This is a genomic window from Brucella anthropi ATCC 49188, from assembly GCF_000017405.1.
Taxonomy (GTDB): Bacteria; Pseudomonadota; Alphaproteobacteria; order Rhizobiales; family Rhizobiaceae; genus Brucella; species Brucella anthropi.
In genome coordinates this window covers 734,603-755,667 of record NC_009667.1, presented here as the reverse complement: position 1 = coordinate 755,667, position 21,065 = coordinate 734,603, and the positions used below count along the sequence as shown (strand labels likewise).

Sequence of the window (21,065 nt, the reverse complement as noted above, 5' to 3'; positions counted from 1 at the left end):
TGCCTCACATATCGAAATTGATCATATTTTTCATGATGAAGATGCCGGTCAGCATCAAAACGGCTGCAATGCCCAGGAGCATATGGCCGGTGGATGACGTGAAAAGCAGCGTCATATATTGCGGGCTCGTCAGATAGACGAGAACCATAACGATGAAAGGCAGCGCGCCGATGATCGCAGCCGAAGCCTTGGCTTCCATGGAAAGCGCATCGACCTTGGCCTTCATCTTCTTCCGGTCGCGCAGAACCTTTGAAAGATTATTGAGCGCTTCGGAAAGATTACCGCCTGCCTGCGCCTGTATCTGGATGACGATGGCGAAGAAGTTGGTTTCCGGGCAGGGCATGGAATCGGGCATCTTGCCGACCGCTTCAGGGATAGAAAGGCCGATCTGCTGTGCCTCGACCACCTTCTTGAACTCGCTCTTGACCGGTTCAACTGCCTCACTCGCAATAAGTCTCAGACCGTCATTAAGCGGCAGTCCCGCCCGGGTTGCGCGCACAATGACATCAAGCGCGTTGGGAAATTCTTCAAGGAATTTCTTCAGCCGACGTTTGCGCTTCTGCAGCACGAACCAGCGCGGCAAACCGAAAAAACCGGCAATTGCGATACCTGGCAGGAAAAGCAGCGGCGCGCCGAAAATCAGTGCAATGAATGTTGCGAGAAACGCTGCCACGCCGGAATAGATGTAGAATTTCTGCAACGTGAGGCTCAGCCCCGCCTGTGCCAGAAGAATGCGCAGGGGTGGATATTTCTGGTTCTTCTCGCGCTGCTTCTGCCGCGCTTCCAGATCCTTGATATTATCCTGCAACTGCTTGCGGCGCTTTTGGATGTCGGCGTTTCTGTCGCGTTCGCTACGCGTTATCGCCCGTTCTGAACCGCTGTTGCGCACGGTTTCAAAGCGCCGTGCCGCGTGGTCCTTCTTGCCGAGCTTTTCATAAAAGAGCGCATAGAACAAAGCCGCGCAGGCGACAACGGCGAGCACGATGAACATCACAATGCTGGCACCGGGCCCTGTCATGTGTTTGCCCTTTCCATGCTGTCGAGCACAGAAGCAAGGCGGTTATCCTCATTATAATAGCGGGCGCGTTCCCAGAAGGCAGGTCGCCCGATGCCGGTCGAACTATGGTTGCCAAGAATACGGCCAGAGGCATCTTCTCCCTTGATATCGTAGAGAACGAGATCCTGAGTGGTGATGACGTCGCCTTCCAGCCCCACCACTTCGGTGATGTGGGTAATGCGGCGTGTGCCGTCGCGCAGACGTGCGGCCTGGATGATGATATCGACAGAACCGACGATGATCTCGCGCACGGTCTTTTGTGGCAGCACATAGCCGCCCATGGCGATCATGGCTTCCATACGGTTGAGGCATTCACGCGGACTGTTGGCATGGATCGTGCCCATCGAACCGTCGTGGCCGGTGTTCATGGCCTGCAAAAGATCGAACACTTCGGATCCGCGCACTTCACCGACAATAATGCGTTCGGGACGCATACGCAGACAGTTCTTAACCAGATCGCGCATGGTGACTTCGCCTTCGCCTTCCAGATTGGGCGGGCGGGTTTCCAGACGCACCACGTGCGGCTGCTGCAATTGCAGTTCAGCCGAATCTTCGCAGGTGATGATGCGTTCATGCGTGTCGATATAGCGTGTCAGGCAGTTCAGAAGCGTGGTTTTGCCCGAACCGGTGCCGCCGGAAATAATGACATTGCAGCGCACCCGGCTGATGATCTGCAGCAGTTCCGCCCCGGCATTCGATATGGCGCCGAATCGCACCAGCTGGTCGAGTGTCAGCTTGTCCTTGCGGAACTTGCGGATGGTCAGGGTGGGGCCGTCGAGCGACAGTGGTGGCGCGATGACGTTGACGCGCGAGCCGTCGGGCAGGCGCGCATCGCAGATCGGGCTCGATTCGTCGACCCGGCGTCCGACCTGGCTCACGATACGCTGGCAGATGTTCAGAAGCTGCTGGTTATCGCGGAAACGAATGCCGGTTTCCTGCAGCAGACCGTCCACTTCGATATAGGTGCGGCGCGAACCGTTGACCATGATATCGGCGATGTCGTCGCGAGAAAGAAGCGGCTCCAGCGGGCCGTAGCCCAGAACATCGTTGCAGATATCATCGAGCAGTTCTTCCTGCTCGGCAATCGACATGACGAAGTTCTTGATGGCGATGATGTCGTTGACGATGTCGCGGATTTCCTCACGCGCGGCATCCGGCGCCATGCGGGAAAGCTGCGACAGGTCGATTGTGTCGATGAGTGCCGAGAAGACCTGCGATTTGGTGTCGTAATAGCTTTCGGTCTTCTCGCGCCCTTGCGTACCCGTCTGGGTATGGGATTTCGCCGGAGTGCTTGGTACTGCTGCCTGCATGCGGGACGGTTGCACGACGGGCTGGGTCGGAGCAGGCATCGCAGCGGAACTGGCAGGTTTCGGCATAGCCGGTCGCGTTCCGCTTTCCGGCTTGTTTCCCGTATCGTTGCCTCTTCTGCCGAACATGATTTCCTGCCGTTACTTGGTCTTGCGTGCAAATTTGCCGAGAAGGCTCGAAATGCTGCTCTTCTTGCGCGGCTGCACATCGGCCCTGCCAGTCACGACATGCGCAATATGGCTGATGGCTTCGGCAATCGGACTTTCCGGATTGGTTTCTGCGATCATCCGGCCGTTGTTGGCTGCATTGCCGAAAAGCTGCGGATCGAAGTCTATAGTCGCGACAGGGTCGATGCCGAGCGGCTCGGCAAAATCTGCGAGCGCAATTTCCGGCCGTTTGGGAATGCCCATCTGGTTGAGGACGAGATGCGGTTTCACATCGTTCGGTCGCAGTTGCGCCAGCGTGTCGAGAAGGTTCTTCGTGTTGCGCAGATTGGCGAGATCGGGCGTTGCAACGATCACGACCTCATCGGCGCGCATCAATGTGGTCCGCGTCCATCCGCTCCAGCCATGTGCCACATCCAGCACAATCAGCGGAGAATTGCGTTGGGCAACATCGATCATTTCGGCAAAGGCGTCTTCGCCGAAATCGAATGTCCGCTCCAGGCTCGAAGGTGCAGCGAGGATTGAAAGGTGATCGTCATATTGAACCAGCAACCGGTCGAGATAGACCTCATCGATCCGCTCAGGCGAGAAAACGGCATCGGCGATGCCGAGCGTCGGGTCCTGATCGAAATTGATGTTTGCTGTGCCAAAGGGCAGGTCCATGTCTGCCAGCACGACATCGTGCCGAAACAAGTCGGAGATCGACCAGGCGACATTGTGGGCGATTGTCGAAGCACCAACGCCACCTTTCGCACCGATAAAGGCGATGGAACGCCCCAGCGGTTCTGCACCGGGATCGAGAAAAATCGAGGAAACGATGGCCAGAATGTCTGCGAGCGAGACAGGCGCCACGATATATTCTGAAACGCCGCGCCGCAGCAATTCGCGATAAAGCCAGACCTCGTTGGAATGACCAATCACCATAACTTTTGAACCGGAATCGCATACCTCCGACAATTGCTGCAGTTCTTCAAGCAGCACATTGGGTTCGGACGCCGATTCGACAATGATCAGATTCGGCGTGGAGGCGGTCTGATAAAACTCGGTAGCCGCTGCAATACCGCCCATCATGACTTTCAGATGGGTTTTGGCCATGCGCCGGTCGCCGCCGGCGCGCTCTATTGGAATGGCGACGCTTTCGTTCACGCAGAACGCCTGGATCGAAATGCGTGGAATGGGGCGCACATTTTCGAGCATGATCGGCGCGCGGCCCGTCTCGAGGCCTTGTTCTTCTTCCGCTGGTTCGAAAGCGAAGTTGCTCATGGCGCCCTCTTAATACTCGGCTTGCTTGCTGCGGGGTTCTTGCCAGTTGTCCGTCTGTGCCGGCGACATTTTCACGTAGCCCTGATCGCCGTTGAGACGTTCGGTCGTGCGGTCCGAATCGATTGGCGACATGACGCGTGGTCCCAGAAGATCGGCCGGATTGGCGACCTGAGCGGCAAGATTGTTCTGCGAGGCACAGCCAAAATTGGCGTAATGCTTGTTTTCAGGCGTGCTGGCGAGATCGTCCGGCCAGCGACCGCACGGCGTTGTGCCCGCGGTCATCGCATAATAGCTGATCCTGATGGGCGCTGCCGCTTCCGGGTTTTCAACGGGATAGTTTTCGATGGCGATATTGTTTGCCTTGATGCCGCCGCGCCGGAGCATAGCCGACACTTCGGTGCTTAACCGATAGGCCGCCGCCTGATTGGAGGTGCCCGAAGGCACCAGCACATAGAGCATGCCTGAGCCACCACGCCGGTAATTGGCAATTGCGCCCTGAACGATGCCACGCTGCATCGGGCTCAGCTTCTGGTCGGCTTGTGCAACCGGAATATCGGTGACCTGCTCCCGCTCCGCAATCGTGATCGGATGATTGGTACGATAATCATCCGGCAAAGCGCCAACGGTTACGTGCTGGCGGTTCGCACAACCTGCGAGAAGAGCCAGTGACAGAGCGACAAGCGCTGGTCGGGTGGAAATCCTGCAAAAGCCTCTGACTGAATATGTCATGATCTGTCCCCGCTCACTTGTAGATATAACCGACGACGCCGTTGTAGCGACCGGGCGGCAGTTTGGTTTCCATCGTGCCGTAAACGCGATTGACCTTGCCAAGGATGTATCCCGCGCCATCGCTGGCCGGATTGAGATTGTCGTCGGGTCGCGCAAGCTGCTGGCGGGCAACGGGGCGTGCCAGATAAGGTGTGACGATCACCACCAGTTCGGATTCGTTGCGGATGAAATCCTTGCTGCGGAACAGCGCGCCGAGGACCGGAATCTTGGTAAGGCCTGGAAAGCCGGAAACCGACTGGCGCACTTCATCGCGGATCAACCCACCGATCATCATGGAACCGCCGGACGGAAGTTCGACCGTGGTATCGGCGACACGCTTGCGCAGCGATAGAACACTTGCGCCAACGCCATCCATCTTGTTGGTGGTGCCTGCGCCTTCTGTCGTCGGCTCAGAGACGGAGGTTCTGATTTTCAGGCTGATGCGTCCCGGCCCCAGCACGGTCGGCATGAATTCGAGACCAATGCCGTAGTTGATCTTGGCCAGTTCATTGGTGCGCTTTCCGTCATCATCATATTTGACGCTGTTGATGACATTATATTCGCCGCCGACATTGAAGGCCGCTTTTTCGCCGGAGATTGCGGTCAGGGTCGGCTCGGCGAGCGTCTTCATGACGCCTGCCGATTCCATTGCCCGCAGATAGGCGGAAAAATTGCTTGTCGCGAGGCCGAATCCGGTATCGGACAGGTTGTTGCCAATGGCTCCGGCAATACTCTCGGAAATTCCCCCATAGGAAATGCCGTTCGAAACACCGCTGCCTGCCATATTGACGCCAAGCTGCTTCATGACCGAGCGGCTGACTTCCGCGACGGTGACCTTCAATGTCACCTGATCCTCGCCGACGATAGTCAGCATATTGACGATGGCGCTCGCGCGGCGGTTCCGGTCGGGATTGTTGATAGCAACACCGCCGCCATCCGTTGGCGCGGACGCAGTCGTGGTGAACTGACCGGTTGTTGCTTCGCCACCGGAAACGAAAAGGCCTGCAAGCTTTGCGGCCTGTGCCGAATCCTGTGGGGTCTGCACCGTTCCGGTCAGCACCACATTATCGTTGATCAGTTCGACGCGAATATCGGAACCGGGAATAAGGCGCTTCAGCTGGGATGAAATCCCGCTCACATCGCGCTCGATTTCGACATCGATGGATGCGACCTGTTCGCCATTGGGACCGAAAACGAAAATATTGGTCTGTCCGACCTGCTTGCCGAAAAGATAGATGCGTCGCGACGTACGCGTCACCGCATCGGCGATTGTCGGGTTGGAGACGAGAACGTCATAAGCATCCTGCGGAAGATCGAGCACGACCGACTTGTTGAGGCCAAGCTTGATCGTCTGCGAACGCTGCTGGCTGCCGACCTTGACGACGCCGGCCGCCGCCATGGCGGACATATCGGTGAGCGGTAGTGAGAAGGCGGCAAGCGCGCTGGTTAAAAGTGCGACTTTTGCGGAATATGGGCGCACGCGTTTTGTCTTTCTCATGAGCGCGGTCCTATTTCTGTAACGCTGCCGGACTTGATGACCTTGACCGTTCCGCTGCGGGTCGGCGAGGAAACCAGATAGTCGGCCTGCTTGATATCCTTGTCCTCGACATCCTGTGTCGAGCGAAGTGCCAGCGTCAGGCGGTCCGCCATCTGCTGGGCGACGGTGATGATTTCGGCCTGTTCCGGCGTGACTTCGAGCGTCGCGGTCTGGCCGACCATGACCTTGCGGCCCTGCTCGTCTTCCTGAATGGCCTGATCGATGGCCAGAACACGCACATTCTGCAACACGGTTTCCGTGGTGAATGGTGTCAGCGATTTATCGCCATTGTCCGGCTTGCGGCGGGTCATGATGACATCGACGAAATCATTGGGAAGAATGAAGCCGCCTGCCGAGCTTTCGGCATTGATCTGTGTCGCGACGGCGCGCATGCCGGGCGGCAGGATCGACGACATGAAGCTCTGTCCCGGACCGATGAGCTTGGTCTTGCGGATCGGTTCGCCCGTGAAGAACTGCAGGCGCACGGTTGCGCCACTCAACTGATTGATGGCGTCGGGTTCGCTTGCGCGGGTGATATAGCCGTCGCTGACAGCTTCGGCAGGCCAGGGCTGCCAGCGCATCTGCGATGTAAGCTCTGCGCCGACACCGAGATTTTCGGTGGCAACCAGCACGTCTTCCAGCTTCATCTGCGGCGTTTCAGGCGCGACGACAACGGGAGCAGGCGGCGGTGCGGCGAGGTTCATGGCAATATAGCCAGCGCCACCTGCCGCAAGAACGGCCACTCCTAAAATGAGCAGTCGAGCTGATTTCATGATGTGCCCCGCGCAAATCCCCACGTCTTGATGACGTGTTCCAAAATTGCACTGGGAATCGTGTAATTATGGTTAATATAATCTTATTCGAATAAAGAAAGATTGGGAGTACACGCGAACGTTGCGCATAAATGCGCTTAAAATGCCCCTGCCATATAGGTTTTCATCGTTTCCCCGACTGGCGACAGTGGAAATGTCCAGAGACCGGCAGCGCCAAGTGCAATGCCGTAGGGAATGCCCACATCCTTGCGGGCGAGCGTTCCCAAGAAGGCATAGCGATCCGCCAGAAGCGGACGGGGGATCATCCTGTAGAGGATGATCGTGAGTGTCAGCACGCCGCCCAGGATCGAAACCATCACAATATAATCCATGAGGCTGGCATTGGGACCGAACCACAAGGCCGTCGCCGCAATGAGCTTGGCGTCACCACCACCCATGGCGCGCAGGCAAAAGAGCGAAAAGGTGATGATGAGTACGATACCGCCGACAGCCAGATGCCAGCCATAGTCTGCGAGGGAAATTCCGCAGAACGGTGCGAGCAGGACAAAGCCCAGGGTCAGTCCGATGGAAACGCGGTTGCGGATGGTCATCGAGGTCAAGTCGGTGATCATGGCCGTCACCATTGCCAGAGCAAAGATTGCCGTCATGGCTGCTGCTGTCATTGCCGATCCCCCCGCGTCGCCTGTCATCCCATCATTTGGTCACCGTTTGCACGGAGTTGCGCTTTGATGATTAGCGGTTCGTCGCCTGTTCGAACTGTATGGCCGTGTCATTGAATTTTTCGCCGACATTACCGGCCACGAGCGCGACACCGCTGATGATCATTATGGAAACGAGTGTGCCGATCAGCGCATATTCGATTGCTGTCGAACCGGCCCTGTTCTTCATGAAGCGCGTCATCAATGTCGGCATCACATGCTCCTCGCTGTTCCGATCGCGCTGGTTTTTGGAAACGCGCTCTAGTTTCGGATGAGCTGAAGCATAAGAGAGAGGAATTGTGGCCCTCTTAACAATCAGGGTTAATGAAGTGTAACGGCGCTTTCCGGATCACTGCAATCGCACGATTGGTTAATCTTTGGCGAATTGTGAACGCGGTCTGCACGGAAGGGTAGCGACTTAATTCTTCCTTCACCAATCCCCTTCATTCTTTGCTCATTATATTGATGGGGTTCCATTCGCTGAGCCCACTATATCTGCGGGGGAATGTCGCGTGACGCGTCGATTGTTTGCTTTGGGTGGCTTCGGCATGGTGTCCGCCATGGGCCTTGCGTTCATGACGGTCTTTGCGGCCATACCGGCGTCTGCGGAAGACTACATTGCTCTTGAAACAAGCCAGGCGCGCATCTTGCGGCTCGCGCGGCCAGCCGACAGTGTCGTGATCGGAAATCCGTCGATTGCCGATGCCGTCGTTCAGGATGCACAGACTATTGTTCTGACTGGCAAGGATTTTGGCGTCACCAATATTGTCGTCATGGACAAGCAGGGCGAACCGATCCTCGACCGTGAGCTGGTGGTTTCCCGCAATGCACGCGGCACGACGCGAATTTACCGGCAGGCCGAAGTGCAAACGCTTTCCTGTACGCCTTACTGCGAAAAAGCCTCAACGAAGAACGGCTTCGACGACAAGTAACGCTATTCAGTCGTGAGTCCCTGTTCCGTTAATACTCTTTCAGGTTGTCCTGTTGTAACGATACTCCCAATGGAATTCATGTGAAGTTGGGTGGGGTTATGACTTTCCGGATTTTGGCGCTTGGCCTTGCAGGGGTGAGCGCGAACTTACGCCGTTTTGCCCGTGCACAACATGGTGTGGCGGCGGTGGAGTTCGCGTTGCTCATCGTTCCGTTCCTGATCATCATCTTTGCGACGATCGAAATCGGTATGAGTTTTGTGGCGCGTCAGGTCATATCCAATGCGACAGAGACTGTTGCACGCCGATTGCAGACGGGGCAGATCAGAGGGGCTCAAATCAGCGAAGGAACCCTGCGCACCGAACTCTGTCAGCAGATGCAGTTTATGGTCGCGCAAGGCTGTCCCAATCTTTCGCTCAATCTGGGAACCTACGAAGGCTTCGACAAGGTTCCGATTGACCAGATTCTCGACGGTGAGGGCAAGCTCACGCGGACAGGTATTATCGGGACCAGTGGAACCTCGACGATCAATCAGCTCAACGTGGTTTATGCGTGGCCCGTGCTGACAAACATCCTTTATCTGATCGAAAATCCACATGCTGCAGGGGGCACCATGCCGCTCTTTGCGACCCTCACCTGGCAGAACGAACCCTTCCCGAACTAAAACAACTGATGTGCGTTCCGAAAATCGCCTCGCACTTTTCGGAATGCATTCTGGAGCGATCGATTGCCATGCGTACTTGTCTTCGAAAATTCCTGAATGATAGACGCGGATTGGGTGCGGTTGAATTCGCACTGATCGCGCCCGTCCTGCTTCTGATTTATCTGGGCTCTGTTGATCTGGCTGACGGGGTCGACACGAACAAGAAAGTGTCGCGCTCGGCGAGCAGCCTCGCTGATCTGGTTGCCCGCCAATTGTCGGTCACGAAGAATGATCTGAACGATATGTTCAACATCAGTCGCGCGTCACTGCTGCCCTATGGTCGGAGCACACCGAAGATAAGGATCACCGCAATCAGGATTGACGGAACGGCGAGGGCCAGCAACCTGACACCGGAGGTCGATTGGTCCTATGCCAACATTGCGGATTTTGCCGCCAAGAAGGGGGATGTCGGCGATATTCCGTCAAGCCTTCTGGATGAAGGATCGTATTTCATCAAAGTCGACGTCGAACTCGACTACAGGCCGCTCAATGCATGGATTTCCACGAGCATTCCGATGAGCGAAACCTATTATCTGGCGCCCCGCTATACGAACACGCTTCCCTGTACCAATTGCTGAACATCTTGGCATTGCGGACAAAACTGAACATATAAGGGCAAAGCCAATGCATGGCTCTTGTTCAGGATCAGTTTTCTATGCCCGAATTGCCAGAAGTCGAAACGGTTCGCCGTGGTCTGCAGCCCGTCATGGAGGGCGCGACCGTCAGCCAAGTCGAACAACGACGCCCGGACTTGCGCTTTCCCTTTCCCGACCACTTTGTCGAACGGCTTTCCGGTCGGCGCATTTCGGCGCTTGGACGTCGCGCGAAATATCTGACGATCCATCTCGATGACGGCCTATCCGTCATCAGCCATCTTGGCATGTCGGGTTCGTTTCGCATCGAGACTGATGATGACGGCGGCACGCCCGGCGAATTCCATCATGAGCGCTCCAAGCTGAGTGCGCATGACCATGTCGTGTTTCATCTTCTGCGGGCCGATGGCGCTCCGGCCCGTATCGTCTACAACGATCCGCGTCGCTTCGGCTTCATGCTTTTTGCGGAAGAAGGCACGCTCGATAGTCACCCGCTGCTGGCAAGCCTCGGCATAGAGCCGACAGGCAATCTGCTCTCGGGCACCATTCTGGCCGAACTCTTCAAGGGGCGTCGGACGCCGCTCAAGGCGGCGCTGCTCGATCAGCGGCTGATAGCTGGTCTTGGTAATATCTATGTTTGCGAGGCGCTCTGGCGTAGCCACCTGTCGCCCATGCAGACAGCCGGGTCTGTTGCGCAGAATCCCGCAATCATGGAGCAATTGGCTGCCGATATCCGCACAGTGATCGCGGAAGCCATTGCCGCAGGCGGTTCAACCCTCAAGGACTATATTCAGGCAGATGGCGCGCTTGGCTATTTCCAACACTCCTTCTCCGTCTATGGGCGCGAGGGCGAGCCATGCAAAAACCCTGCCTGCAACGGCATTGTGGAACGGGCGGTACAGTCGGGACGTTCAACTTTTTTCTGTGCCTCCTGCCAGCAATGAGGCCTTGAAAAAGAAGTGACGCCGGTCCACTTTGCCCGCCAACCAGCGAGAGCGCATCCCGAAAAGTGTGAAACGGTTTTCGGACAAGATGCGCGGTTCAAACCGAAAAGATAGAGCATTTCCCGTGATTCAGGAAAAACAGGAAACGCTTGATCTGCCCGAAGGAGGAGTTCAATCCATGGCCTATGAAACGATCATCGTCGAGACACGTGGCGGCGTTGGCCTCATCCGCCTCAACCGCCCGCAGGCGCTCAATGCCTTGAACCGCAAGGTTCTCGACGAATTGACGGAAGCTCTCGGCGCTTTCGATACGGACGGCAAGATCGGCGCTATCGTCCTCACCGGTTCCGAAAAGGCCTTCGCTGCCGGTGCCGACATCAAGGAAATGCAGCCGATCGATTTCGTGGATGCCTATCTTCAGGACATGTTTGCTGACTGGCAGAAAGTGGATCGGGTCCGCAAGCCGATCATCGCGGCGGTTTCGGGCTATGCGCTGGGCGGCGGCTGCGAACTCGCCATGATGTGCGATTTCATCATCGCGGGCAGCAACGCAAAATTCGGCCAGCCGGAAATCACGCTCGGCGTCATGCCCGGCATGGGCGGCTCGCAGCGTCTCACGCGCTATGTCGGCAAGTCCAAGGCGATGGATATGTGCCTCACCGGGCGCATGATGGATGCGGCGGAAGCAGAACGCAGCGGTCTCGTCTCGCGCGTCGTTGCGCCGGAAGAGCTTCTTGACGAAGCGCTGAAGGCGGCAGAACGCATTGCATCCTTCTCACGTCCGTCTGTGCTGATGGTCAAGGAAGCGGTCAATCGTACCTACGAAATGACGCTGAGCGAAGGACTCCGCTTCGAGCGGCGCCAGTTCCATTCGCTGTTTGCGACGGAAGACCAGAAGGAAGGCATGGCAGCCTTCATCGACAAGCGTACGCCGTCGTTCAAGAATCGCTAAAGCTTGTCTCCCTAAAGTGGGAACCGGTTTCGGGATAAAGACATGCTTGAAAAGACAAATAGATAGAGCAGTTTCAATGACTCGGTTTTAGTCGGAACCGCCCCAATTGATCGGCTGGTGGTCGAGTGACTGCCCTGACAAGAGCATCATGGAAGCCTTCCGGTCGCTTTCGGCAGGCTTTCAGGCCGGGTTTGCGGCTTTTTGATCGAGCTTTGGGGCAGAATCCACGTTGACGCCGCGCCAAAGCTGATCTATAAGCCCGCCACGGATCGGCGGCCCCCAGGGATCTTCAAGGGATTTTCTCGGCTGCCCTAGAGGTTTTGTGCCCGGCGGTTTTTGCCCCTGGCTAGCTGACAGAAACATCAGGTGGCGCATGGCGGCTTTTGCCCACGGACTTCCCACCATTTTCCACGGTGCAAAAATACTTTTATCGATGGCGAGATGAAGGGATGCTGCGCACGATCAACAACGCGCTCGTGATGACAGCACGCGCGTTGACCGGAAAGCAGCCCAGCCCTACCGCTGGCGTGATCGATAGCCAGTCAGTAAAAACCACGGAAAGTGGCGGAATACGGGGCTTTGACGCGGGAAAAAAGATCAACGGTCGCAAGCGTCATATTGTGGTTGATACCCTCGGCTTGATGGTTGGTCTGGTGATCCATTCTGCGGGTATTCAAGACAGAGATGGTGCACCTGATGTCTTGAAAACCATCCTCAAACGCTGGCCGTGGTTACGGCATATCTTTGCTGATGGTGGATACGCAGGACCCAAGCTCAAAGGCAGGCTGGAAAAGGTCGGAAAGTTTACGCTGGAAATCGTCAAACGATCCGATCACGCTGCGGGCTTCAAACTCTTACCACGCCGATGGGTGGTCGAGAGGACCTTTGCATGGTTGGGACGTTGCCGCAGACTGGCTAAAGATTTCGAGAAAACCATCGTGTCTGCTGAAGCATGGGTCTACATCGCAAACATCCGCCTGCTTACCCGGCGCGTCGCAAGAGCCTGATATCGTTACGTTCATTATGATTCAGGCTCTAAACTGTTGATAAATTTTTTGGATCGATGTACACCCGTGGCTAATCTTGGTGTACAGTAATTAGCTATAAATCCGTGTTCTTTAGGCGATTACACGTTAATTGGGTGTTATATCTAACCATCTTACTTTCTTAGACTTAGAGCGCATGCATACCAATCATAGTAGGAATTTGCGGATGAAGCCTGGCACTGTGGGTCATTTCCTGAGTTCATTTTTTAATGGTAAAAGGGTATTCACAGAACGGTTGTTTATAAAAGCAAAGCATGTGTAATTGCGTTGTTACTTTAGTGTAGCAGTGAGGCAAAAGCCTGAAAGTTCGTTGGTTGTTCTCGCTGGCAATCAGATTGCCGAATGGTTAAATTACAATACGGAATGAGCCTTGCCATTTAAATTACAACTCCGAACTTACTTCAAGTAATGGAAATATCATGCGTCTGAAAGATGTGCGTGTACGGTTTTACCCAGTCAACAAAATGCAGTATGAAGGGCGATTAACAGACAATCAGCGCCCCAAAATCTTCTTTATTTTTGTTGTTCTTTTTTATATATTTTACCAGTTGCTTATGCAACCAAGCTGGGTATTGGGGGGTGGGATGTGGGCTGAAATGGCCACTAACTATTACCCCAATGCAAATGCTTCATCATTTGTGCAGAAGTTACTCTCAACAGATGCTGGTTATATTCCTGCTCCGCAAAGATTAATTGCTTTGGTCGGTAATCAACTTAATTTGCCTGCTGCGACGATTCCGTATTTTTACACTTGGTCTTCAATTTTTTTTACTGGAATATTAGTTGGAGTTTTTTGTTTACCTCAGTTTCGTAAGCTTGTAAGGAGCGATTATCTGCGCTTTTTTACTTCAATTGCGGTATTGCTAGTTGCTGATTTTGAGACAAGAACATTTATTAATTTTACTTATTTTGGTGCTTTTTTTGTGGCAATTATTACCGCGCTTGCTTTGGTTGAAGATTCGGAGGAAATTCCGTGGTGGGCTGGAATTACTCCAATTCTCATGGTTTCCAAGCCTGCGGTTCTTGCCGCCATGCCAGCAATGATCTTGGTGGCATTCGTTAGTCGACCTAGGTTTCGTTTGATTGTTTTGTTAGCGGTCGTTTTGTGCTTGGGGCAGTTCTTGCAAATGTTTATTAGCTCGACGGCTGGAACGATGCCGTTTCGTAATGGTGATATTACATTTGTTTCTAAACTGCTCACTGTTGTTAAATATTTTTTTGGATTTTTTGGGGGGTATATTACCGGCCCTTACTTACAGTTTCAGCAATTTTACTTGATAATATGTGGTATACTTATTTTTTTCGTGTGTTTTTTCTTGTTTCAATTTAAAAGAAGCAGTTCTAATGCGTTAATCGTAGTTGGCATTTCGATTTTGTTTTTTAATGTACTTCTTAATACCTTTGCATTGAGTGATTCATGGAATCTGGATATGGCAAGACTCCACGGTATTCCTGTTCATAGGCACATAATCGTAGGTTTTTTTGGGTGTGTCCTCGTTATGTGTGGCGTGGTTTGTTCTGTAACAAATAATAATTCATTTAAATCGCGGTCGCGATTTATAGATGGATTTGGCGCTTTTTTATTTGTCCTTTGGTTTTTAGGCGTGGGCTGGCTTGCATTTGCTGGGAAAGTAAGCAGAGAGCCCGGTTCGCCTACTATAAATAATTCTCAGTGGCAAATTTTGGCTGAAGCTATCGATTCTGGCCAATCCCCTCTTTGTGTGCCAATCGATCCATGGTGGAAAGTTGCAAATTGGATGTATCACAGAAATTGCGGCTTGCTTGAGCCCCCTCCAGCTTGGGAAGATGGCCGTGTTCGGATTAATGATAACTTCACGCATCAAATAGATATCCCAGCTTCGTTGATTGATAAAACATTGGTTTCGGCTGCAATTTTAGTTAAACCTCTCGGATCGGGCAAATCCTTTGTTGAGGTTCAAATGCGTATAAAACTAAAAGATGGTAATATTAGGTATTTATCAGGTTCGAGGGATTTCTATGCCTCTGGTGGACTTTTGATGTTAGTTGGGGGAGAGCCTATCCCTATAAATGATATTTCGGCCATTACTCTCATATTTAATGTTCCTGTAGAGGTTGCATTGACTCCTGAGGAGCCTGCAGGTGTTCCTGGTGTTGCATGGATGGGGCATTAATCCGCTGCATGTAAATCTAAGAGCGCTGGCCCTGTGAGGGAGAGTTAGGGTTCACCTCACAAATTCGCGAAGCATCTCATGACTATTCGGTCGTAACGGCCCGGTTGTTACCGTGGAGAATATGTCTTGACGCGCTCGACGATCTCTTCGTCATCGACAAAGCATTCGAGGAATTCTTGCCATTTTTCGACTGATTTACGGGCGTCAGCCAGCATCTGTCTTAGCTCATCAATGCCGTCGTCCGTCAGGGCGCTTGTAGACTGGTCGTCTCCGGTCACGACACTGATGATATTGCCATAGGTCAAGTTGTCATCATTGTAGATAATCGCCTGAAGAAGATCGACATCCTCTTCGAGCATTTCGGCGACATAGTCGAGCGTGTAAACAAATCTGACCGTGGTCATCAGGCTGCCTTTGCATGTTCAGCTGCGAGGGGCTTCCAATTCCACGGGAGCAACTCATCGAGCCGATTGATCTTGTGGTCGTGAATGCGGTCGAGCACATCGGCCAGATAAGCTTGCGGGTTGATGCCGTTCATCTTCGCTGTTTCAATGATCGTCATGGCGCGTGCCAAGGTTTCCGCGCCGGTGTCAGCGCCTGCGAACAACCAATTCCGGCGTCCTACTCCTATCGGTCTGAGGGCTCGTTCCGCAGCGTTGTTGTCCATGGCCACGCGTCCGTCCTCCAGGAACAGGCAGAGTGACGGCCATCTGCTCAGCCCATAGCGCAAAGCTTTCGCAAGTTCGCTTTTTCCCGGAATGCGAAGCAACTGCTTTTCTGCCCATGCGTGCAGTTCATCGATCTTTGGCTTGCTGTGCTTTTGACGCGTGGCGAGCCGTACATCGGCGGGTCGTCCTGCAATATCCCGTTCGATATCATACAGCGCACCGATCCGATCGAGAGCCTCGCGCGCAATTCCGGATTTGTTGGCGGTCCAGATGTCATGAAAGTCACGCCGCCAATGTGCCCAGCAGGAAGCCTCGCGGAAGCGGCGGTTTCCACCCGCATCAGGTTCGTATAGTTTTGCGTAGCCTTTATAACCATCGGCCTGGAGGATGCCGCTCGCTTCTCGCAGATGATGGTGGACGTGCTCTTCCTTCCAGTCGGGCGCGAAGTAATAAACCGCACCCGGCGGTGCGCCACCTGCCCATGGACGTTGATCGCGGACATATGTCCAGATCCTGCCCTTCTTCACACCTTTGCCCAGTCCTTTGTCGCGTAACGACCGATCCAGGACCCGGATCGGCGTATCGTCAGCATGGAGGAGATCGCTTTTCATGATCTCAATCTCAATGCGCTCGATCAGCGGACGGAGCACCTGCATGGCACGACCGCACCAATCCACCAGTGTGCTGTCAGGTATATCGGCACCCATCCGCGCGAATATCTCGTTGAGGCGATAGAGCGGCAGATGATCATCGAATTTGGAGACCAGAATATAGGCCAGAAGCCCGGCACCAGCCATACTGCCCGGTATCGGGCGGCTGGGAGCAGGAACCTGCACCATCTTCTCACAGCAACGGCACGACTTCTTTGGTCGGCCGATCTCGATGACCTTCATCGTTGCTGCGACCATGTCGAGGATTTCGCTGACATCCTCTCCGACAAGGCGCAATTCTCCGCCGCAGGCAGGACAACAATGACCGGGATCCAGTTCACGGCGTTCGCGAACGGCATTTTCCGACACACGCGGACGTCGACGCAGTGGCCGGGACTGTGAAGTCTCCTCCGGACCACAAGCCGTATCGTTTTCAAGCTCTTCGACGGGCGCGGTCTCGTGCTCGGCACTGGCAATCAACAGATCCTCCAGCGCCAGTTCCAGTTGCGCAATTTCCCGCTCGATCTTTTCAGAAGAATTGCCGAAGATCTGTTTCTTCAGCCGGGCAATGCGTAGCCTCAAACCCTGGATCAGGTGGTCGTGCGCTTTCAACGCCGCCGACATCTTCGCATTCTCCGCCTGTAAGGCGGTGATCATCGCCTTCAGAAAGGCTGGATCATCAGGAAGAATTGAGCTCGCATTCGACATGATCCTGACTAGCATAAGTCAGGACAGAATGCCATAAAAACAAGTAGTTTCAGTAAGATAAAATCAACCGACACGTGCTGGCGGAGCACCCCAGTCCGGACGTCTCCAATCTATTCCTTCCCATAGCATCGCCAGCTGCGCTGCTGTCAGTCGAGCCGTCCCATCGGCCGCTGAAGGCCAGGGGAAACGGCCTTTCTGCAGAATTCTATAGTAAAGACAAAATCCCTGGCCATCAAAATACAGGAGCTTTACCCGATCACCACGCCGCCCACGAAAGGCGAAGACAGCTCCACCTGTCGGCTTTTGGCGCAAGACATCCTGTGCCAACATCGAAAGGCCCTCAATACCTTTCCTCATGTCTGTGACGCCGCAGGCAAGGTAAACGCGAACGCCGGTGCCCGGTCCAATCATGCCTGTTCCACCGCCCGGATGAGCCGCGTCAGCACTGCACCTTCCACTTGGCTGCCAAAACAAAGTCGACGACCGCAGCGCAATTGCAATTCGATCATCGAGGGTGCAACATTGACGGAGCTATTCGGCTCAGAGCCAAGCGGAGCGGCAGTCATGTCAACGGGAAGAAACAAGGGCTCCGGCGAGGGAGGCAGAAGCCCCTTCCTCTTCAACTCGCTACGCCACATATAAATCTGCTGCCGCGATACATCGTGACGGAGCGCAACTTCTGTGACTGTCGCGCCATCAACCTCAACCGAACTGACTATCGCAAGCTTCTCTTCGGCTCGCCACCGACGGCGGCGTTCGTGGCCCAGTATCTCCATCCGCATCGTCTACCTCAATCTCAAGACACGTCATTAACGACGTCGCTAAAGACGTGTCTTACGTCACGAGGCCTTGTTTCAACAGGCGGTAGCAATCGGGCCGTTACCGGCTTTGAGCGAGACGATAGCTGTCGCCGTTCATCTCGAGGATGTTGACGTGGTGGGTGATGCGATCGAGCAGAGCGCCCGTCAGACGCTCGGATCCCAGAGTTTCCGTCCATTCGTCAAATGGAAGATTGCTGGTGATCAGGGTGGCCCCGCGCTCGTAGCGTTGAGAGATCAGCTCGAACAGCAATTCCGCGCCGGTCTTCGACAGCGGCACGAAGCCCAGCTCATCGATGATCAGCAGTTTGTAGGATGCCATCTGCTTCTGGAACCGGAGAAGACGGCGTTCGTCGCGCGCCTCCATCATCTCGCTGACGAGGGCCGCCGCCGTGGTGAAGCCGACGGAAAGCCCCTTCTGGCAGGCGGCCAGGCCGAGGCCGAGTGCAACGTGCGTCTTGCCCGTGCCGCTGGGACCGAGAGCGATGACATTCTCGCGGCGCTCGATCCATTCGCATCGGGCCAATTCCAGCACCTGCATCTTGTTAAGCTTCGGAATGGCGGAGAAGTCGAAGCTGTCGAGGCTTTTGACGACGGGGAGTTTAGCCGCTTTGATGCGGCGTTCGACCTTGCGGCGATCGCGTTCGATCATCTCTCGCTCGGCAAGCCGGAAGAGGTAGCCGACGTGATCGATGCGTATTTCAGAATTCGCGGACAGCGATTTCATTAAATCGCGGACACTTGTTTCGCTAATTCGCGGACAGTTCAGCCGCAGCGTTTTTCAGGTCTGTTGTTAATCAGCCTTCTGTTCTTTCGTCGTGCATATTGGGTATGGTGTCAATTCCGGATTTGGCTTTGCGCATACTATCTCCTTCCAAATTGATGCGATGAGCATTGTGCACGACGCGGTCCAATATTGCGTCGGCGACCGTGGCGTCTGCGATGAGGTCATGCCAGGCATTCACGGGGACCTGAGCCGTGATGAGCGTTGACCTGCGCTGGTATCGTTCTTCGATAATCTCGAAGAGATGGAAGCGCTGCTGTTCGCTGAGGACATGAGTGGCGAAGTCATCAAGGATCAGCAGTTGCACTTTCATCAGTCGGTTCATGAGCCTTGGATAGCGGCCATCCAACTTTGCCATGGCGAGATCCTCGAAGAGACGAGGCGCGCGGACATAGAGAACCGAATGGTCATGTCGTGCGGCCTGACGGCCCAGAGCACAGGCCAGCCATGACTTGCCCGTACCGGTTTTCCCGCACACGATCAAATTCTCATGGTTCTTAAGCCATTGCCCTTGCGCCAGCGCCATTGTCGCACGGCGGTCGAGGTTTCTGGCCGCGCGGAAATCAATGTCTTCGACACAGGCTTCCGGGAAGCGTAGCTTTGCGGCCGCCAGACGTGTCGTCAGCCGCTTGTCGGCGCGTACGGCGATCTCCCTGTCGAGCATAAGGCCCAACCACTCTTCTTTGTTCATCGCCCGGGCGTCTGGCTGTTCAGACAGTTCCCGCCAGGCCATTGCCATGCCCGACAGACCAAGCGTGTACATGTTTTCAAGCGTTGGATTGGTCAGCATTGTCATTCCTTCTTTCTTGGGGGGTGCCGATACTGATAGACTACGTTTAGTGCTGTCAGCTCGATCGATAGGCCTGAAGCCCCTGGGGCGCGAAGCTTCCCACATTGCGTAGCGCTTCAGGGCTTCAGGCAGGGCGCCAGCATTATTGCCAGCGATTTCAATGGTAATAGCCACGACCGCGAATGTTGGAATGAGTGGGCAGTGGCTTTCTGACTTCCTCGGCCGGGCTTGCCCGGTCGAGACCCGCCTGCAGAATGGAACGGACGGAGGTGTAGGTCAGCGCATTGATGACAAGCGCCCGCTCGCAGGCGGCGTCGAGGCGATCATGCTCGTAGCGCCGGGCAAGGGAAAGAATGCCGAGCGCCGCACGGTATCCCTGTTCGGGATGTGGTTTGTCGCGGATGACCCGTTCAACGAAGATACCTGTGTTGACGCTGATCTTGCTGGCATCCCGGATCAGGCTTGCCGCATTCATCCCGGCATGCCGCTGATGGGATTTGGGCATATGCTCCTTCACCGTGACGTGCCCGTTGCGCTCGGAACGACGGCGATGAGATGCGACCCGCTTGTGGTTAAAGAATATTTCGACCACTTGATGTGTGAGGCGCACGGTAACCTTTTTGCCGATCAGTTGGTGCGGTACCGAATAGAAGGTTTTGGCTACATCAATATGGTAATCGGGGTGAACCTTCGCCGATTTCCACTCCGCATATTCGAAGTCTGTCGCGGGCAGTGGAGCAAGAGCAGTGCGCTCAAGCTCCTCGAACAATTCGCGCCGGGATTTGCCGTAATGGCGCATGGGGCGGTTGTTGATATCTTCCAGAAGCTTGCCAATGGCGGCATTCAGGTCCTCCAGTGAGAAGAAAGTCTGATTGCGAAGCCGTGCCAGAATCCAGCGCTCGGTGATTAAAACCGATCCCTCGATTTTTGCCTTATCCCGGGCCCGTCTCACCCGTGTCGGTAATACGGTCGTGCCATAATGTTCGCTAAACGCTTCGAAGGTCGCGGTGATCGTTGGCTCGAACCATAGGGCAACTGCGACACCGGATTTGAGGTTATCGCAGACAATGGCCTTCGTCACACCGCCAAAATAGATCAGCGCCCGCTTTTGCCCTTCGATCCAGTCTGGAAGTTTCTGGCTCTCGCTGGCATAGGAGAAGGCCAGATTGGACGCGGGAAGAACCGCGACAAAGATCTGTGCCTGACGGATCTCTCCGGTTTTCGGATTGATGAGCGGCACCGTCTGGCCCGCATAATCCGTCTGCATGGTGGCTCCGACCTCATGCCGATTGCGATAGGTCGGGGACAGCCTCTGCTCAAAAGCTGCAAAATTCGTGCAGAACCACGTGTATCCATAACCATCAGGATGCGCCGTGCGATACTCCTGCCACAGAAGGGTCAGCGTCACGCCCTTACGCTTCAGTTCCCGCGAAACATACGCAAAATCCGGTTCCTGCGTATCCTGGGCTGGCCGGCCGGCCTGTTTGAACAACAGTCTCTCAAGCTGGATGTCATCATCATAGGCAGCAGGTATCGGCCACATGCAAATACCTGCCTGCCGAGCCCGGTGCAGATAGGTTGAAACCGCAGTCTTCCCAATGCGAAGTCGCTCTGAAACCTCGCGAACCGACAGCCCCTGTTCGAAGGTCAGTCGTAATATTGAACGAATATCTCTCATCGTAATACGCTTTGCTTGCTTCCGTCTTGGCATCGTTCCTCCTGGTGAAAACAGGAAGAAAATCATGCGCAATCGGCACC

Annotated in this window: 21 protein-coding genes and 1 pseudogene; 7 read left to right on the top strand and 15 right to left on the bottom strand. The window is 54.7% G+C overall.

Annotated features, from left to right (window positions below):
- Positions 1 to 4: 4 nt before the first annotated feature.
- The 8 genes from OANT_RS03750 to OANT_RS03715 form a co-directional block, all read right to left on the bottom strand.
- Complete coding sequence (locus tag OANT_RS03750; protein ID WP_012090976.1) at positions 5 to 1,018, bottom strand: type II secretion system F family protein; 1,014 nt, start codon at positions 1,016 to 1,018, stop codon at positions 5 to 7.
- Positions 1,015 to 2,493 carry a TadA family conjugal transfer-associated ATPase gene (locus OANT_RS03745; RefSeq protein ID WP_010657797.1) on the bottom strand — a complete coding sequence of 493 codons (1,479 nt, stop codon included), beginning with the start codon at positions 2,491 to 2,493 and terminating at the stop codon, positions 1,015 to 1,017. Before OANT_RS03745 ends, OANT_RS03750 begins: the two co-directional genes overlap by 4 nt.
- A gap of 12 nt (positions 2,494 to 2,505) precedes the next feature.
- Positions 2,506 to 3,792, bottom strand: a complete 1,287-nt coding sequence (locus OANT_RS03740) for a CpaE/TadZ family protein (RefSeq protein WP_012090975.1) — start codon at positions 3,790 to 3,792, stop codon at positions 2,506 to 2,508.
- A 9-nt stretch (positions 3,793 to 3,801) separates the two neighbouring features.
- Positions 3,802 to 4,521, bottom strand: coding sequence for a CpaD family pilus assembly protein (locus tag OANT_RS03735; protein ID WP_012090974.1), 720 nt, complete (start codon positions 4,519 to 4,521; stop codon positions 3,802 to 3,804).
- A 13-nt stretch (positions 4,522 to 4,534) separates the two neighbouring features.
- Positions 4,535 to 6,058, bottom strand: a complete 1,524-nt coding sequence (locus OANT_RS03730) for a type II and III secretion system protein family protein (RefSeq protein WP_012090973.1) — start codon at positions 6,056 to 6,058, stop codon at positions 4,535 to 4,537.
- On the bottom strand, positions 6,055 to 6,870 hold the full coding sequence (gene cpaB, locus OANT_RS03725) for a Flp pilus assembly protein CpaB (RefSeq protein ID WP_010657801.1): 816 nt from the start codon (positions 6,868 to 6,870) through the stop codon (positions 6,055 to 6,057). Before cpaB ends, OANT_RS03730 begins: the two co-directional genes overlap by 4 nt.
- A gap of 137 nt (positions 6,871 to 7,007) precedes the next feature.
- Complete coding sequence (locus OANT_RS03720) at positions 7,008 to 7,532, bottom strand: A24 family peptidase (RefSeq protein WP_012090972.1); 525 nt, start codon at positions 7,530 to 7,532, stop codon at positions 7,008 to 7,010.
- Positions 7,533 to 7,602: 70 nt separating this feature from the next.
- Positions 7,603 to 7,782 (bottom strand): Flp family type IVb pilin, encoded by a 180-nt coding sequence (locus OANT_RS03715; protein ID WP_010657803.1) that lies wholly within the window; start codon positions 7,780 to 7,782, stop codon positions 7,603 to 7,605.
- A gap of 298 nt (positions 7,783 to 8,080) precedes the next feature.
- On the opposite strand from OANT_RS03715, the gene OANT_RS03710 reads away from it, so the two are divergent.
- The 7 genes and pseudogenes from OANT_RS03710 (at position 8,081) to OANT_RS03675 (ending at position 14,889) form a co-directional block, all read left to right on the top strand.
- The gene (locus OANT_RS03710; protein WP_012090970.1) at positions 8,081 to 8,500 is read left to right on the top strand and encodes a pilus assembly protein N-terminal domain-containing protein; all 420 of its coding nucleotides are present in this window, start codon (positions 8,081 to 8,083) and stop codon (positions 8,498 to 8,500) included.
- A 98-nt stretch (positions 8,501 to 8,598) separates the two neighbouring features.
- Complete coding sequence (locus OANT_RS03705; RefSeq protein WP_012090969.1) at positions 8,599 to 9,162, top strand: TadE/TadG family type IV pilus assembly protein; 564 nt, start codon at positions 8,599 to 8,601, stop codon at positions 9,160 to 9,162.
- Between the two features lie 68 nt (positions 9,163 to 9,230).
- A complete protein-coding gene (locus OANT_RS03700) occupies positions 9,231 to 9,779 on the top strand; it encodes a TadE/TadG family type IV pilus assembly protein (RefSeq protein ID WP_012090968.1) in 549 nt (182 codons plus the stop codon).
- 77 nt (positions 9,780 to 9,856) lie between these two features.
- The gene (gene mutM, locus OANT_RS03695; protein ID WP_040130028.1) at positions 9,857 to 10,738 is read left to right on the top strand and encodes a bifunctional DNA-formamidopyrimidine glycosylase/DNA-(apurinic or apyrimidinic site) lyase; all 882 of its coding nucleotides are present in this window, start codon (positions 9,857 to 9,859) and stop codon (positions 10,736 to 10,738) included.
- Positions 10,739 to 10,916: 178 nt separating this feature from the next.
- Positions 10,917 to 11,690: an enoyl-CoA hydratase gene (locus tag OANT_RS03690; RefSeq protein WP_010657808.1), complete on the top strand. Its 774-nt coding sequence runs from the start codon at positions 10,917 to 10,919 to the stop codon at positions 11,688 to 11,690.
- A gap of 359 nt (positions 11,691 to 12,049) precedes the next feature.
- A pseudogene (locus OANT_RS03680) lies at positions 12,050 to 12,697 on the top strand (IS5 family transposase); the annotation flags it as partial.
- A 458-nt stretch (positions 12,698 to 13,155) separates the two neighbouring features.
- The gene (locus OANT_RS03675; RefSeq protein ID WP_012090966.1) at positions 13,156 to 14,889 is read left to right on the top strand and encodes a hypothetical protein; all 1,734 of its coding nucleotides are present in this window, start codon (positions 13,156 to 13,158) and stop codon (positions 14,887 to 14,889) included.
- 107 nt (positions 14,890 to 14,996) lie between these two features.
- Here OANT_RS03675 and OANT_RS03670 read toward each other — a convergent pair whose 3' ends face one another.
- From OANT_RS03670 to istA, 7 genes are all read right to left on the bottom strand, one after another.
- Positions 14,997 to 15,293, bottom strand: coding sequence for a hypothetical protein (locus OANT_RS03670; protein WP_012090965.1), 297 nt, complete (start codon positions 15,291 to 15,293; stop codon positions 14,997 to 14,999).
- Positions 15,293 to 16,915 carry an IS66 family transposase gene (gene tnpC, locus OANT_RS03665; protein WP_041544980.1) on the bottom strand — a complete coding sequence of 541 codons (1,623 nt, stop codon included), beginning with the start codon at positions 16,913 to 16,915 and terminating at the stop codon, positions 15,293 to 15,295. Before tnpC ends, OANT_RS03670 begins: the two co-directional genes overlap by 1 nt.
- A gap of 63 nt (positions 16,916 to 16,978) precedes the next feature.
- Positions 16,979 to 17,326, bottom strand: coding sequence for an IS66 family insertion sequence element accessory protein TnpB (gene tnpB / locus OANT_RS03660; protein WP_012090963.1), 348 nt, complete (start codon positions 17,324 to 17,326; stop codon positions 16,979 to 16,981).
- On the bottom strand, positions 17,323 to 17,697 hold the full coding sequence (tnpA, locus tag OANT_RS03655) for an IS66-like element accessory protein TnpA (RefSeq protein WP_012090962.1): 375 nt from the start codon (positions 17,695 to 17,697) through the stop codon (positions 17,323 to 17,325). The genes tnpB and tnpA overlap by 4 nt, the downstream gene beginning before the upstream one ends.
- A gap of 97 nt (positions 17,698 to 17,794) precedes the next feature.
- The gene (gene istB, locus OANT_RS03650; protein WP_373366452.1) at positions 17,795 to 18,487 is read right to left on the bottom strand and encodes an IS21-like element helper ATPase IstB; all 693 of its coding nucleotides are present in this window, start codon (positions 18,485 to 18,487) and stop codon (positions 17,795 to 17,797) included.
- 43 nt (positions 18,488 to 18,530) lie between these two features.
- The gene (gene istB, locus OANT_RS03645) at positions 18,531 to 19,307 is read right to left on the bottom strand and encodes an IS21-like element helper ATPase IstB (RefSeq protein ID WP_012090960.1); all 777 of its coding nucleotides are present in this window, start codon (positions 19,305 to 19,307) and stop codon (positions 18,531 to 18,533) included.
- 157 nt (positions 19,308 to 19,464) lie between these two features.
- Positions 19,465 to 21,018: an IS21 family transposase gene (gene istA / locus OANT_RS03640; RefSeq protein ID WP_080514310.1), complete on the bottom strand. Its 1,554-nt coding sequence runs from the start codon at positions 21,016 to 21,018 to the stop codon at positions 19,465 to 19,467.
- Positions 21,019 to 21,065: the final 47 nt, after the last annotated feature.